This window comes from Pseudomonas nitroreducens NBRC 12694 (assembly GCF_002091755.1).
GTDB lineage: Bacteria > Pseudomonadota > Gammaproteobacteria > Pseudomonadales > Pseudomonadaceae > Pseudomonas > Pseudomonas nitroreducens.
In genome coordinates this window covers 86511-100130 of sequence record NZ_BDAI01000006.1, presented here as the reverse complement: position 1 = coordinate 100130, position 13620 = coordinate 86511, and the positions used below count along the sequence as shown (strand labels likewise).

Here is a 13620-nt window from a genome sequence, read left to right as displayed (position 1 = left end):
TTTTTCGTTGTAGCGTGACCGACGCTGGGTCAAGCCTTGGCGGCCGGGAACTCCCGGTGCAACTGGGCCAGTAACTGGTCCTTGCGCTCCCACAGCTGGTTCACCCACAGCTGGAACTCGGCGCGATAGCCTTCGTCCTGGTCGTAGCTCCTGCCGACGAACTGGCGGGGAATTTCCATCTCTTCGAAACGCACCACCACCGAGCGCAGGCGGCCGGACAGCAGACACCAGAAGGTCGGGCGGCCGTCGGGATAATGAATGGTGACATTCACCAGGGTGCGCAGCTGTTCGCCCATGGCGTCGAGGACGAAGGCGATGCCGCCGGCCTTGGGCTTGAGCAGGTGCCTGAACGGAGAGGCCTGCTCGTCATGCTTTTCCGGGGTGAAGCGGGTGCCTTCGAGGAAGTTGAAGATCGCCACGGGAATGCGGCTGAACTTGGCGCACGCCTTGCGGGTGGTTTCCAGGTCCTTGCCTTTCTTTTCCGGGTGCTTGGCGAGGTACGCCTTGGTGTAGCGCTTCATGAAGGGGAAGTCGAGCGCCCACCAGCACAGGCCGATCACCGGAACCCAGATCAGCTCCTGCTTGAGGAAGAAGCGCAGCAGTGGAATGCGGCGGTTGAGCTGGTACTGCAGCACGAGGATATCGACCCAGCTCTGGTGGTTGCTGGTCACCAGATACGAGTGGTCGTACTCCAGCCCCTGCAGGCCCTGCACGTTCCAGCCGGTACGGCGGACCAGGTTCATCCAGCCTTTGTTGCAGGCGATCCAGCCTTCGGCGATCAGGCTCATGATCTTGCTGCACACCCGCTGCGCGGCGGCGAAGGGCAGCAGCAGCTTGACGATGGACATGGAGAGCAGCGGAATGCACCAGCACAGTGTGCTCACCACCAGGATCAGGGTGGCGAGAATGCCGCGCAGTGTGTGCGGGAGAAAACTCAACATCGAGGAATGGTCCTTGTACGTAGGCGCCCGGTTGGCCGGGCGCGTGATGCGTTCACGGGCACATCCCTAGTGCCTGGATTATCAGCCGTCCTTGCCGCTGTCCGCCTGGATCGCCGTCAGCGCGATGGTATAGACGATGTCGTCCACCAGCGCCCCGCGTGACAGGTCGTTCACCGGTTTGCGCAGGCCCTGCAGCATCGGCCCGATACTGACGCAGTCGGCGCTGCGCTGGACCGCCTTGTAGGTGGTGTTCCCGGTGTTCAGGTCGGGGAACACGAACACGTTGGCGCGTCCGGCCACCGGGCTGTCAGGTGCCTTCTGGCGGCCCACGCTGGCGATGGCGGCGGCATCATACTGCAAGGGGCCGTCGATCAACAGATCGGGGCGTTTTTCCTGCGCGATGCGTGTCGCTTCGCGGACTTTATCGACATCTGCGCCGGTTCCGGAGTCACCCGTGGAGTAGCTGATCATCGCCACGCGCGGGGTGATGCCGAAGGATTGCGCCGAGGCGGCACTCTGCAGGGCAATCTCCGCCAGGTCACTGGCCGAAGGATCGGGATTCACCGCGCAGTCGCCATAGACCACCACCTGGTCGGGCAGCAGCATGAAGAACACCGAGGACACCAGGTTGTAGCCCGGCGCCGTCTTGATCAGCTGCAGGGCGGGGCGGATGGTGTTGGCGGTGGTGTGGATGGCGCCGGAGACCAGCCCGTCCACTTCGTCCAGAGCGAGCATCATGGTACCCAGCACGACGTTGTCTTCCAGTTGCTGCTCGGCCATCGGCGCGTTCAGGCTCTTGCCCTTGCGCAGCTCGACCATGGGTTCGACGTAGCGGCTGCGTACCAGGTCCGGGTCGACCACTTCCAGGTCCTCGGGCAGCACGATGCCCAGCATCTGCGCCACGGCCTGCACATCGTCGGGCTTGGCCAGCAGCACGCAGCGCGCAATGCCGCGGGCATGGCAGATGGCGGCGGCCTGCACGGTACGCGGCTCGCTGCCTTCGGGCAGGACGATGCGCTTGTCGGCGCGGTTGGCGCGCTGGGTCAGTTGGTAGCGGAATACCGGTGGTGACAGACGCAGCTCGTGGGGAGCGCCGCAGCGGTCCTTCAGCCACTCGAAATCGATGTGTTCGGCGACGAATTCGGTAACGCGCTCGGCGCGCTCGCGATCGTCCACCGGAATTTCCTTGTTCATCCGCGACAGGTCGCCGGCGGTGTCGAACGAGCCGGTCTTCACCGTCAGCACCGGCAGGCCGCTCTGCAACGCACTGCGGCACAGCTCCATGACCCGCGCGTCCGGCGCCAGGCCCGAGCACAGCAGCAGGCCGGCCAGGGGCACGCCGTTCATGGCGGCGAGGCAGGCGGCGAGGATGATGTCGTCGCGATCGCCCGGCACCACCACCAGCACGCCGGGCTTGAGCAGGTGCACGGTATTCGGCGCGGAGGGTGCGCAGAGGATGATCTTCTGCACGCGGCGTTGTTCGTAGTCGCCGGCGTTGAGCACGCTGGCATCCAGCAGGTCGGCGACATCGCGGGTGCGCGGGGCGTTCATCTCGTCCTGCCAGGGGATGCAGCCGAGCAGGCGCACATCGCCGTCGCGCAGCAGCGGGGAGTGTTCCTTCAGGCGCTCGCCGAACAGCCGCGCGGCTTCCACGGCGTCGCGCGGCATGTCGTCGCTCTCGCCGCCGCGCACCTTGTTCACGATCAGGCCGGCCAGGTGCGGGTCGCGCGGGCCGCCGAACAGCTGGGCAAGAATCTCGATGCGGTCGGACAGCTCGCTCACGGTTTCGTTGTCCGGCGCGGAGACGAGGATCACTTCGGCATCCACGCTGCGCGCCAGGTGCGCGTTGATGCGTGCGGCGTAGCTGGCGTGCTTGGTCGGCACCATGCCTTCGACGATCATCACGTCCTTGTCCGCAGCGGCGTTGTTGTACATGCCGACGATGTCTTCGAGCAGTTCGTCGAGCAGGCCGTCGCCGAGCATGCGCTCGACTTTTGCCAGCGACAGCGGCGTTGGGGCGTTGAGTCCGTGGGTGCGCGCGACCAGTTCGCTGGAGCGCTCGGGGCCATCGTCCCCTGCATGGGGCTGGGCGATGGGCTTGAAGAAGCCGACCTTCAGACCGGCGCGTTGCAGGGCGCGGATCAGGCCCAGGCTGGTGGACGTCAGGCCGACACCGAAACCGGTCGGCGCGAGAAAGAAGGTGTGCATCCGGGCTCCTTAAGCCGTGCGGGAATGGTCTGTGCCCTTGTGGGGCGCAACCGATGAATCTTCAGTCGAGGACAGCCAGGGTGTCGAGTGCGATCTGCTTTTCCTCATTGGTCGGGATGACCAGCACGCGCGGGTGCCCGGCGAGGTGGATCGGCCCGCCGACGCCGCGCACGCAGCGGGCGTTGGCCTCGCCGTCGAGTTCGAGGTTGAGCACGTGCAGGTGCTTGACCGTGAGGTTGCGCACCAGCGCGGAGTTCTCGCCGATGCCGCCGGTGAAGATGATGCCGTCCAGCCGCGGCAGCGCACAGGTCAGCGAGGCCAGCGACTTGGCCAATCGGTAACAGAATACTTCGATGGCCAGTGCCGCATTGGCGTGGCCCTGCTCGCGGGCATGCTCCAGGGTGCGCATGTCGTTGGACAGCCCCGACAGGCCGAGCAGGCCGCTGTCGTGGTTGAGCATGTGGTCGATCTTTTCCAGGCTCCAGCCCAGGGTGCGCGCCAGGTGGCTGTGCAGGTTCGGGTCGACGTCGCCCGAGCGGGTCCCCATCATCAGGCCTTCCAGCGGGGTCAGGCCCATGCTGGTGTCGCGGCTCTGGCCGTTGGCGATGGCGCAGGTGGAGCTGCCGTTGCCCAGGTGCGCGGACAGCCAGTAGCTGTCGCCCACCGCCAGCCCGCTCATCTCGGCCGCCTTGTGGCTGACATAGCGGTGGCTGGTGCCGTGGAAGCCGTAGCGGCGTACGTGCTGCTCGCGGTACAGCGGCTCGGGGATGGCGTAGCGGTAGGCGCGCTCGGGCAGGCTCTGGTGGAAGGCGGTATCGAACACGGCGATGTGCGGGAGGGCCGGGTAGAGCGCCATGGCGGCGTCGATGCCCACCAGGTTGGCCGGGTTGTGTAGCGGCGCCAGGGGCGAGGTCTCGCGGATGGCGCTGAGCACTTCATCGGTCAGGCGCGAGGCCTGGGTGAAGCGCTCGCCGCCGTGTACCACGCGGTGGCCGATGGCGTGCAACTCGCCCTGCGCAGCCTGGGCCACCAGCGGCAGCAGGCGGGCGAGGGCGGCCTTGTGGTCGCCACCGGGCAGCTCCAGGGTCTGCGGCTGCTCGTCGGTCTCGCCCTGCCAGCGCAGGCTGGCGCCGTTGGAGCCGAGGCGCTCGGCCAGGCCGTGGAGGATGAAGTCTTCGCGCCCTTCTCGAACCAGAGCGAACTTGATCGAAGAACTGCCGCAGTTGATCACCAGGATATTGCGAGCCGGCATGCCTACTCCTTGTTGCTGTCGGAATCCTTGGCGCACCAGCCGCAGGGGAACCAGCGGCCGATCTGCGCCTTGCGTTGCTGCGGATCCAGCACCCAGGGCCGTGACTGCCAGGGCGGCTGGTGGCGCAGGTGCTGGGTGTGGCCGCAGGACAAGACTGCCACCCAGTGGCCGTCTTCGTCCTGATGAAAGTCAAGCAGGCGCGGTGGCCCCGCGTTGTCCCGTCCGTCCGTCTTCGGGTCGCATTCGGGGGCGTCGCCGCGTAAACTTACGCGCTCAACTTCTATATCAGATAGGTTTCGAACCATGCAGATCGCGGCCAACAAGGCGGTTTCCATCGACTATACCCTGACCAACGACGCAGGTGAGGTCATCGACAGCTCCGCCGGCGGCGCTCCGCTGGTCTACCTGCACGGTGCCCACAACATCATTGGCGGCCTGGAAAAAGCCCTCGAAGGCAAGCAGGTCGGTGATGAACTGGACGTGACCGTCGAGCCGGCCGAGGCCTATGGCGAGTACAGCGCCGAACTGGTCGCCACCCTGACCCGCGAGATGTTCGAAGGCGTGGACGAGCTGGAAGTCGGCATGCAGTTCCACGCCTCCGCTCCGGACGGCGGCATGCAGATCGTCACCATCCGCGACATCGACGGCGATGACGTGACTGTCGACGGCAACCACCCGCTGGCCGGCCAGCGCCTGAACTTCAAGGTGAAAGTGGTCGACATCCGTGACGCTTCGGCTGAAGAAGTCGCCCACGGCCACGTCCACGGCGAAGGTGGTCATCACCACTGATCGCTGCCACCCGGTCGCTCATCGAGATCGGGTGGAGCCATCATTGAGCTGCTAAGCTCAATCGGGAAAGGCGCCTTCGGGCGCCTTTCTCATGCAATCGGCTTCAACTGCAAAGAATGCCAGGGCATTTTTCCCGCATCGACTGGGATTGCGCAGCACGTCGGACACATTGTCCGCCCCTGCGCGGGCACTTCGTGCCTACTTCTTCAAGGAGCAAGCAATGAGCGCTTTTCACGATCTGACGCTGCATGGTCTCGACGGCCAGGATCTGCCGCTGGCCCCGCTCAAGGGCAAGGTCGTGCTGGTGGTCAACGTCGCCTCGAAGTGCGGCCTGACTCCGCAGTACGCCGGTCTGGAGAAGCTCTACCAGCAATACAAGGATCAGGGGTTCGTGGTACTGGGGCTGCCTTGCAACCAGTTCGCCGGGCAGGAGCCGGGCAGCGAATCCGAGATCCAGTCGTTCTGCTCGCTGAACTATGGGGTCAGCTTCCCCATGTCGGGCAAGCTGGACGTCAACGGCTCGGAACGTCATCCGCTGTACCGCCTGCTGGCGGGCGAGGGCGCCGAGTTCCCCGGCGACATTACCTGGAACTTCGAGAAGTTCCTGCTCGGTCCGGACGGCCGCGTGCTGGCGCGCTTCAGCCCGCGCACCGCACCGGATGATCCGGCGCTGGTCCAGGCTATCGAGAAGGCGCTGGGCGCCTGACCGCTGCCGGCGGGAGAGGGCGCTTGCGCCATTCCCGCTGGCATTTCTTCCTTTACGTTGTTTCGCGCAGCGCGCGGCGGCTTAATCGGGCGACCTGCTTCCGGAGCCCGCCATGAGCCGTTTCGCCGCCGAGTCCGCCTGCTTGCCTGCCACGCCTGATGCCCTGCGCGCCTTGATCGAGCAGCGTCGTTCGGTTCGTCGCTTCCTCGACGAGCCTGTGCCCGATGCCGTGCTGCGCGATTGCCTGGAGCTGGCGGTGCTCGCTCCCAATGCCTGCAACCTGCAGCCCTGGAGTTTCCAGGTGATCCGCGATGCCCAGCTGCGGCGCCAACTGGTGCCGGTCTGCCTGGGGCAGAACGCAGCGCGCACGGCGCCGGTGCTGATCGCCGTGCTGGCGCGGCCGGATACCTGGCGCGAGTCCTGCGCCGACATCCTCGAGCAATGGCCCGAACCGCAGGTGCCGGAGAAGGTCCGGCGCTTCTATGAGCGCACCGCGCCTTTCCAGTACGACCAGGGCGCATTAGGCTTGCGCGGGCTGTTCAAGCGCGCGCTGTATTCGGTCGTCGGGTTGCGCCGTGCCCTGATGCGGCAGCCCAACAGCCACGCCGAAATGCGCCTGTGGGCGGTGAAATCCACCGCGCTGGCGGCGCAGAACCTGATGCTCGCCCTGCAGAGCCACGGCTTCGCCAGTTGCCCCATGGAGGGCTTCGATGAAGTGCGGTTACGCAAGGTGCTGCTGATTCCCCGCCGCGCGGTGCCGATCATGCTGCTGGCGGCAGGGCGGGCTGCGGACAACGGCGTCTACAACCCGCGCCTGCGCTTCCCGCTGGAGCAGCGCGTCAGCTGGCACTGACCGCATCGGGGCGCGTCAGCACGCCCATGCGCCCGCCGCCGAAGGACCAGTCGTCCGCCTCGCTGGTGGTGATCTGCACCATCACGTCCTCGCTGGCGATTCCCAGTCGCTCGCCCAACAGCGCGTTCAATCGCCGGTAGAACGCCTGTTTGGTCTGCGAGTCGCGCGGCCGGCCGATGGTGATGGCGATGAGGACGAAGTCGTCGCTGCGCGGGCCGCCGAGGTAGTCGCGGTTGTAGACGAATTCCTCCGCTTCATGCTGGTGGATCATCACGAACTGGTCACCTTCCGGGACGTTGAAAGCCTCGTGCATGGCGTCGTACACGGTGTCGGCCAGCTGGCGCAGGTACTGCGGTTGCTTGCCTTTGCGCAGGGAGATGCGGACGGTGGGCATGATGTCACTCCTCGTCGAGACGGTTGAGAGCGGAAGCGGCCGTCGGCCAGCCGCCGTAGAAGGCCAGGTGGGTGATCAGCTCGACCAGCTCCTCGCGGGTCAGGCCGTTGTGGCGGGCCAGTTCGAAATGGAACGGCAGTTGTTCCTGCCGGCCTTGCACCATCAGGGCGGCGACGGTTGCCAGGCTGCGCTCGCGCGGACTCAGCTGTGGGCGTTGCCAGACATCCCCGAACAGCACCTGCTCGGTGATTTGCGCCAGCTTCGGTGCCTGCTGTTGCAGGGCGGGGGAGACCTGGGGTGGACGAGACATGCTGCCGTTCCTCTTCTGTGGCTTGACGGAATCAGGCTAGCGCGGCAGGTTTGTTCTGAAAATCAGGAAATATTTGACTGATAGTTCGATTAATCAGAATGGTTGCCATGGCTCGCATCAACTTCGATCTGGACGTACTGCGTACCTTCGTCACCGGTATCGAGCTGGGCAGCTTCGCCCGTGCCGCGGACCGCCTGGGGCGCTCCACGTCTGCCGTCAGCGCGCAGCTGAAGAAGCTGGAAGAGCAGGCCGGTACCCCGGTGTTGCGCCGCGAAGGACGCGGCATGGCACTGACCGAGGCGGGGGAGACGCTGTTGGCCTACGCCCGCCGCCTGCTGGAGTTGAACGACGAAGCCGCCGGCGCGTTGCGCGGTGGTTCGCTGGAAGGCCGGGTGCGCCTCGGCCTGCAGGAGGACTTCGGCGAAACCCTGTTGCCCGCCGTGCTCGCGCGCTTCGCCCGTGCTCACCCCAGGGTGCGCATCGAGGTGCGCACCTCGCGCAATCAACAACTCATCGAAGGGGTGCGCAGCGGCGAACTGGACCTGGCGCTGGCGTGGGAAACCGGTGAGCGCACGCCCTACATGGAACGCCTGGGGGCGGTGGCGCAGTGCTGGATCGGCGCACCGGATGCGCCCTTGTTTCCCGCTGCCCAAGCGCTGCCGCTGGTCATGCTGGAGGCGCCCTGCCTGCTGCGCAGCGCGGCAACGACGGCCCTGGACAGGGCCGGCGTGCCTTGGCGCGTGGCCTTCACCAGTGCCGGGCTGTCCGGCATCTGGGCCGCCGTCGGCGCGGGGTTGGGGATCGGCCTGCGTACTCCCATCGGCTTGCCGGTCGGCGTCGAGCGGCTGGATGCCGGGCGCGCCGGGCTGCCGACCATGGAGCCGCTGGGCCTGTGCCTGCATTGCAGTGAAGCCGAACCTGAAGCCGTGGTGGAGCGCCTGCGTGAGTTGCTGAAGGAAGGCGTGGCGGAGCTGCTGGAAAGCCCGGCGCTTCGCTGATCCGCTTCTGAAGGAAAATCACTGCGATCAATGATGCTGGCGAAAGTGAGACGACCGGTCATATTCTTGCCGCCATGAACAGCATCCGACTCGACAAGCGTGACCTGATCCTCGCCAAGGGCTCCCTGGCGATGACCCGCAGCGGCTACCACGGCACCGGCGTGCAGGACATCGTCCAGGCCGCCGGCATCCCCAAGGGCTCTTTCTATCACTACTTCGACAGCAAGGAAGACTTCGCCCTGCAGGCCCTGGAGCACCTGTATGCACCACGCCTGGCACGCTACGCCGAGGCTCTGGGCAACCCGGCCCTGGGGCCGCGTGCGCGCATCCTCACCTATTACCGCGAACTGCTGGCGCATTTTGCCCGCCAGGAGAAGCTCGAGTACCACTGCTTCATCGGCAGCCTGAGCTTCGAGATGGCTGAGCTGTCGCCGCCCATTGCCGAGCGCGTCGACGGCATCCTCCAGCAGTCCATCGACACCCTGCGCGACTGCCTGGCCGACGCCCAGCGCGCCGGGGAATTGCCCGCCTCGGAGAACGTCGAGCAACTGGCCGAGTTCATCGGCAATGCCTGGCAGGGTGTGCTGGCGCGCATGAAAGTCAGCGCTTCGCTCAAGCCGGTGGAACGCTTTATCGAGCGCCTGGAGCACTTGCTGCAGGCCTGATCTGCCTGAGTCATCACTCATTTTTTCAGCCCCACTCAAAAACGAGACGACCGGTCGCCTGGCCGTCATGGAGACTTCAATGACTGCATCCGTAGATACTCTGTTCTCGCCGTTCCGCCTGGGCGGTCTGGAACTGCCCACGCGCATCGTGATGGCGCCGATGACCCGCAATTTCAGCCCCGGCGGCGTGCCTCACGCGCAGGTCGTCGAGTACTACCGCCGTCGCGCTGCTGCCGGCGTTGGCCTGATCGTCACTGAGGGCACCACGGTCAACCACAAGGCTGCCAACGGCTATCCGAACGTGCCGCGCTTCCATGGTGAAGACGCCCTGGCTGGCTGGAAGCAGGTGGTCGACGCCGTGCACGCCGAAGGCGGCAAGATCGTCCCGCAGCTGTGGCACGTCGGTGCCGTGCGCCGCCTGGGTACCGAGCCGGACGCCAGCGTTCCGGGCTATGGCCCCAGCGGCAAGGAAAAGGACGGCACTGTGCTGGTCCATGAGATGACCAAGGAAGACATCCAGGAAGTCATCGCCGCCTTCGCCCAGGCCGCTCGCGACGCCAAGGCCATCGGCATGGACGGGGTGGAAATCCACGGCGCCCACGGCTACCTGATCGACCAGTTCTTCTGGGACGGCAGCAACAAGCGCACTGACGAATACGGCGGCAGCCTGGCCAACCGTTCGCGCTTCGCCATCGAGCTGATCCAGGCCGTGCGCGCGGCCGTCGGCCCCGACTACCCGATCATCTTCCGTTTCTCCCAGTGGAAGCAGCAGGACTACAGCGCCCGACTGGTGCAGACCGCCGAGGAGCTGGAAGCCTTCCTCAAGCCGCTGGCGGAGGCCGGCGTGGACATCTTCCACTGCTCCACCCGCCGCTTCTGGATTCCGGAATTCGAAGGCTCCGACCTCAACCTCGCCGGCTGGACCCGCCAGCTCACCGGCAAGCCGACCATCACCGTCGGTAACGTCGGCCTGGACGGCAGCGAGTTCCTGGCCTTCTTCGGCAACACCGAGGAAATCGCCCAGCCGTCGGGCATCGACGGCTTGCTGGAGCGTCTGAACAAGGAGGAGTTCGACCTGGTCGCCGTCGGTCGTGCTCTGCTGGTCGACCCGGACTGGGCAGTGAAGGTCCGCGACGGTCGTCTTGCCGATATCAAACCGTTCAGCCGTGACGCGTTGATGTCGCTGGCCTGATTCGCCCGCGCCTGATGCAGGAAAGCCCCTGGCACCGATGGTGCCAGGGGCTTTCTCGTTTCTCTAGGAACGAGGGCGTCCCCCTCGCTCCTACCAGCGATGCCTTGTTTATGGTGGATTATTGATTGTCTGAATGGTCTGAAAGCACCGTCCCAGGCGTTTACAAATCTTTTCCGAGACCCACCTTTCCGCATGCTGACTTCCCAGTCCGAAACGGGCAGAGTATGAACGCGTTCACACAACAATAGGCCGGGAGACGGCCATAGGAGTAAGTCATGCGGATCGGCTTGGTAGTCGATGCAACCTGCGACCTTCCCCCCGAATTCCTTGCTGCCCATAACATTCGCGTCCTCCCCATCGGTATCCGTGTGGGCGAGCGTCGCATCGTCGATGACCGCGATCCCGACACCACCCTGAAGTTTTATTCCCAGGACCTGCCCAAGGTCGGCCCCGAGGACGGCAGCGAGCCGCTGACGCCGGCGCAGACCCACGACTGGTTTCTGGAAAAGCTGGTCACCGATTTCGACTATGTGATCTGCCTGACCGTCAGCAGCCAGCGCAGCCCGATCTTCGACAACGCCACCCAGGCCTCCTTCAGCCTCCTGCAGAGTTATAAGGAGCGCCGCGCCGCCGCCGGCATCGCCGGGCCCTTCGCGCTGCGGGTGATCGATAGCCAGACCGTGTTCGCCGGCCTGGCCGTGCTGGCCGCCGAAGGCGTGCGCCTGCTCGGCGAAGATCAGCACCCCAACGCCGTGCGCACCCGCCTGGAGCAGCTCAGCCAGCAGATGAACACCTTCCTGGTCGCCAGCGACCTGGGGCACATCCGCCGCCGTGGCTTCCAGAAGGGCGACCGCAGCAGCATCGGCGACCGCCTGCGTGGCGCCTTCCTCGGCCTGGGTTCGATGCTCGACATGAAGCCGGTGCTGAGCCTGGTGCAGGGCGAGGACAAGCCCGTCTCGGTTTCGCCCAACTACGAGAAATCCGCCGAGCGCCTGCTCAATTTCGCCCGCTCGCGGGTCGAGGCGGGCGACTTGCTGGCGCCGCAGATGAGCCTGAGTTATGCCGGCGATCCTTCCGCGTTGCGTGACCTGCCGGGCTTCGCCGCGCTGGAAGCGGCCTGCCAGGCCAAGGGCGTGCAGGTGCACCTGGCGATGCTCAGCCCCACCGGCGGCATCAACCTCGGCGCCGGCGCCATGAGCCTGTCCTTCGCCGCCGAGCCCAAGCCCTTCGCCTGATCGCTACTTGTGGGTTTCAGGGTGACCCAGGCCGCCGGAGTTCTTCCCCGGCAGGCCCGCGCGGCAGGCTTCCTGCAGATAGCCCGCGAAGCGCTCGACCACCGTGTCCCACGCCTGGTGGATGGCGTGGTGACGAGCGTTGAGGCGCACCCGGCGCAAACGCTCCGGGTCCGCCAGCAGCCAGCTCGCTGCTTCGAAGAAGCTCTGGCTCTCGCCCGGAACACCGAGTACGCCGTTGTGCCCGTGGCGGATGTGCTGGCCGGCGGCCGCCTGGTCGAAGGCCACCACCGCCAGCCCTGAGGCCAGCGCCTCCAGCACCACATTGCCAAAGGTTTCCGACAGGCTGGGGAACAGGAACAGGTCGCCGCTGGCATAGTGTCGGGCCAGTTCCTCGCCACGCTGCAGGCCGCAGAACAGCGCTTCGGGCAGTTCCCTCTGCAGGTGCGCGCGCTGGGGGCCGTCACCGACTATCACCAGGCGCAGTTTCAGTTGCGGGTGGTCGGCGCACAGGGCGCGGAAGCTGCTGCCCAGCAGTGACAGGTTTTTCTCCGCTGCCAGCCGGCCGACATGCAGCACGGCGATATCCCGTTCGCCCAGGCCCCATTCGCGACGCAGCGCTTCGTCCCGGCGGGCCGGGTTGAACAGTTGGCTGTCGACGCCGCGCGAGAGCTGCGCCAGGCGCTCGAAGCCGCGCCGCTGCAGCTCCATGGACTGGCTGGCGCTGGGCACCAGGGTCTGCTGGGTGCGGTTGTGGAACCAGCGCAGGTACAGGGTCACCAGGCGCATCAGCGGGCCAAAGCCGTAGTGCGCGCTGTACTGCTGGAAATTGGTGTGGAAACCGCTGATCACCGGGATTTTCAGGCGCCGGGCGGCGCGCAGGGCGGCGAGGCCGAGGGGGCCTTCGGTGGCGATGTAGAGCACATCCGGGCGGGTGCGTTTCCAGTGGCGCAGCAGCTTGTGCAGGCACGACTGGCCCCATTGCAGGCCAGGGTAGCCGGGCAGCGGCCAACCACGGGTCAGCACCAGCTCGCCATCGCTGTGTCGGCCTTCGTCGCTCTGCTGGCGCGGGCGGACGACCTGGATCTGGTGTCCGAGAAGCAACAGCCCTGAGGCCAGCCGGCCGAGGGTGTTGGCCACGCCGTTGATTTCCGGCGGAAAGGTTTCGCTGATCAGCGCGATGCGCAGGGGAATCGTGGTCATGCTCGCAGTGTCCCGGCGCGCGGTGGCGCGCCGATGACAATGCGATGATCGATAGGTGACAGCCGCTCAGGCGCGGCGGCGGGTTACTTCACCAGCGCCTTCTCACCACCCTCGCGCACCCAGAACAGCACGGCGCCGGCCACGGCGGCGGGCATGGCGACCAGGTTGACCAGCGGGATCAGCAGCGCCAGGTAGGTGATGCCACCGAAGCCCATGCAGGCCCAGCGCTTGCTGCGCAGCCAGGCGAGCATCTCGTTCCAGCCCAGCTTGTGGTTGTCCGCCGGGTAGTCGATGTACTGCACCGCCATCATCCACACGCCGAAGATCAGCCACAGCGGTGCAGCGATCAGGTTCAGGCCGGGGATCAGGCTGAGGATGAACAGCGCGATGGCGCGTGGCAGGAAATAGCCGAGCTTGCGCAGCTCGCGGCCGATGGTCCGCGGCACCATGGCCATCAGCTCGCCCCAGCTGAATTCGGGAAAGTCGTCGGTGCCGCGCACCACGACTTCGACCTTCTCCGCCAGGAAGCCGTTGAAGGGCGCGGCGATGATGTTGGCGATCATGGTGAAGGTGAAGAACACGATCAGCAGGACCAGCGCGACGAAGAGCGGCCAGAGGATGAACTGCAGGAAGCTCAGCCAGTCCGGCAGGGTCGGCATCAGCCAGTCGACCCAGTGGCTGAACTGGTTGATGGCGAAGCCGATCAGGCCGACGAACAGCAGGATGTTGATGCTCAGGGGCAGCAGGACGAACAGCCGCAGGCCGGGGCGCATCATCAGTTTCAGGCCTTCGCCGAGGTATTGCGGGCCGCTCAGGGTGGACATCGGACTCTCCAGGGTTGAACCGTAGGCGACCTTAGCAGACCCGGCGAAGGCCC

General features: G+C 66.0%; 15 protein-coding genes. 7 read left to right on the top strand and 8 right to left on the bottom strand.

The genetic code is table 11. From position 1 onward, the window contains the following. Positions 1–29: 29 nt before the first annotated feature. From yihG to PNI01S_RS17640, 4 genes are all read right to left on the bottom strand, one after another. Complete coding sequence (gene yihG, locus PNI01S_RS17655; RefSeq protein ID WP_084358715.1) at positions 30–941, bottom strand: 1-acylglycerol-3-phosphate O-acyltransferase, YihG family; 912 nt, start codon at positions 939–941, stop codon at positions 30–32. An 81-nt stretch (positions 942–1022) separates the two neighbouring features. Beyond that, positions 1023–3149 (bottom strand): phosphate acetyltransferase, encoded by a 2127-nt coding sequence (pta, locus tag PNI01S_RS17650; RefSeq protein WP_084358714.1) that lies wholly within the window; start codon positions 3147–3149, stop codon positions 1023–1025. Positions 3150–3210: 61 nt separating this feature from the next. After that, a complete protein-coding gene (locus PNI01S_RS17645; RefSeq protein ID WP_024762677.1) occupies positions 3211–4401 on the bottom strand; it encodes an acetate kinase in 1191 nt (396 codons plus the stop codon). A 2-nt stretch (positions 4402–4403) separates the two neighbouring features. Continuing rightward, on the bottom strand, positions 4404–4736 hold the full coding sequence (locus PNI01S_RS17640) for a DUF3565 domain-containing protein (RefSeq protein ID WP_164488281.1): 333 nt from the start codon (positions 4734–4736) through the stop codon (positions 4404–4406). Between PNI01S_RS17640 and PNI01S_RS17635 the strand changes: the two genes are divergently transcribed. From PNI01S_RS17635 to PNI01S_RS17625, 3 genes are all read left to right on the top strand, one after another. Further along, entirely contained in the window at positions 4705–5190 is a 486-nt protein-coding gene (locus tag PNI01S_RS17635) for an FKBP-type peptidyl-prolyl cis-trans isomerase (protein WP_037015096.1), read from the top strand. The two genes, PNI01S_RS17640 and PNI01S_RS17635, sit on opposite strands and share 32 nt — an antisense overlap. A gap of 220 nt (positions 5191–5410) precedes the next feature. Next, a complete protein-coding gene (locus PNI01S_RS17630; RefSeq protein WP_037015094.1) occupies positions 5411–5896 on the top strand; it encodes a glutathione peroxidase in 486 nt (161 codons plus the stop codon). Positions 5897–6008: 112 nt separating this feature from the next. Next, positions 6009–6749 (top strand): nitroreductase family protein, encoded by a 741-nt coding sequence (locus PNI01S_RS17625; RefSeq protein ID WP_084358713.1) that lies wholly within the window; start codon positions 6009–6011, stop codon positions 6747–6749. Here the strand turns inward: PNI01S_RS17625 and PNI01S_RS17620 are convergent. Further along, complete coding sequence (locus PNI01S_RS17620) at positions 6736–7143, bottom strand: tautomerase family protein (RefSeq protein WP_037015090.1); 408 nt, start codon at positions 7141–7143, stop codon at positions 6736–6738. The two genes, PNI01S_RS17625 and PNI01S_RS17620, sit on opposite strands and share 14 nt — an antisense overlap. A gap of 4 nt (positions 7144–7147) precedes the next feature. Then, complete coding sequence (locus PNI01S_RS17615) at positions 7148–7453, bottom strand: carboxymuconolactone decarboxylase family protein (RefSeq protein ID WP_084358712.1); 306 nt, start codon at positions 7451–7453, stop codon at positions 7148–7150. A gap of 107 nt (positions 7454–7560) precedes the next feature. Here PNI01S_RS17615 and PNI01S_RS17610 point away from each other — a divergent pair, with 107 nt between their 5' ends. From PNI01S_RS17610 to PNI01S_RS17595, 4 genes are all read left to right on the top strand, one after another. After that, the gene (locus tag PNI01S_RS17610; protein ID WP_084358777.1) at positions 7561–8451 is read left to right on the top strand and encodes a LysR substrate-binding domain-containing protein; all 891 of its coding nucleotides are present in this window, start codon (positions 7561–7563) and stop codon (positions 8449–8451) included. Between the two features lie 74 nt (positions 8452–8525). After that, positions 8526–9116: a TetR/AcrR family transcriptional regulator gene (locus PNI01S_RS17605; RefSeq protein WP_024762683.1), complete on the top strand. Its 591-nt coding sequence runs from the start codon at positions 8526–8528 to the stop codon at positions 9114–9116. Positions 9117–9195: 79 nt separating this feature from the next. Next, positions 9196–10308, top strand: a complete 1113-nt coding sequence (locus PNI01S_RS17600; protein ID WP_024762684.1) for an NADH:flavin oxidoreductase — start codon at positions 9196–9198, stop codon at positions 10306–10308. A 275-nt stretch (positions 10309–10583) separates the two neighbouring features. Beyond that, positions 10584–11543 (top strand): DegV family protein, encoded by a 960-nt coding sequence (locus PNI01S_RS17595; protein ID WP_024762685.1) that lies wholly within the window; start codon positions 10584–10586, stop codon positions 11541–11543. Between the two features lie 3 nt (positions 11544–11546). Here the strand turns inward: PNI01S_RS17595 and PNI01S_RS17590 are convergent, their stop codons facing one another. Then, the gene (locus PNI01S_RS17590; RefSeq protein WP_084358711.1) at positions 11547–12743 is read right to left on the bottom strand and encodes a glycosyltransferase family 4 protein; all 1197 of its coding nucleotides are present in this window, start codon (positions 12741–12743) and stop codon (positions 11547–11549) included. An 83-nt stretch (positions 12744–12826) separates the two neighbouring features. Beyond that, on the bottom strand, positions 12827–13567 hold the full coding sequence (gene cysZ, locus PNI01S_RS17585; RefSeq protein ID WP_024762687.1) for a sulfate transporter CysZ: 741 nt from the start codon (positions 13565–13567) through the stop codon (positions 12827–12829). Positions 13568–13620 lie beyond the last annotated feature (53 nt).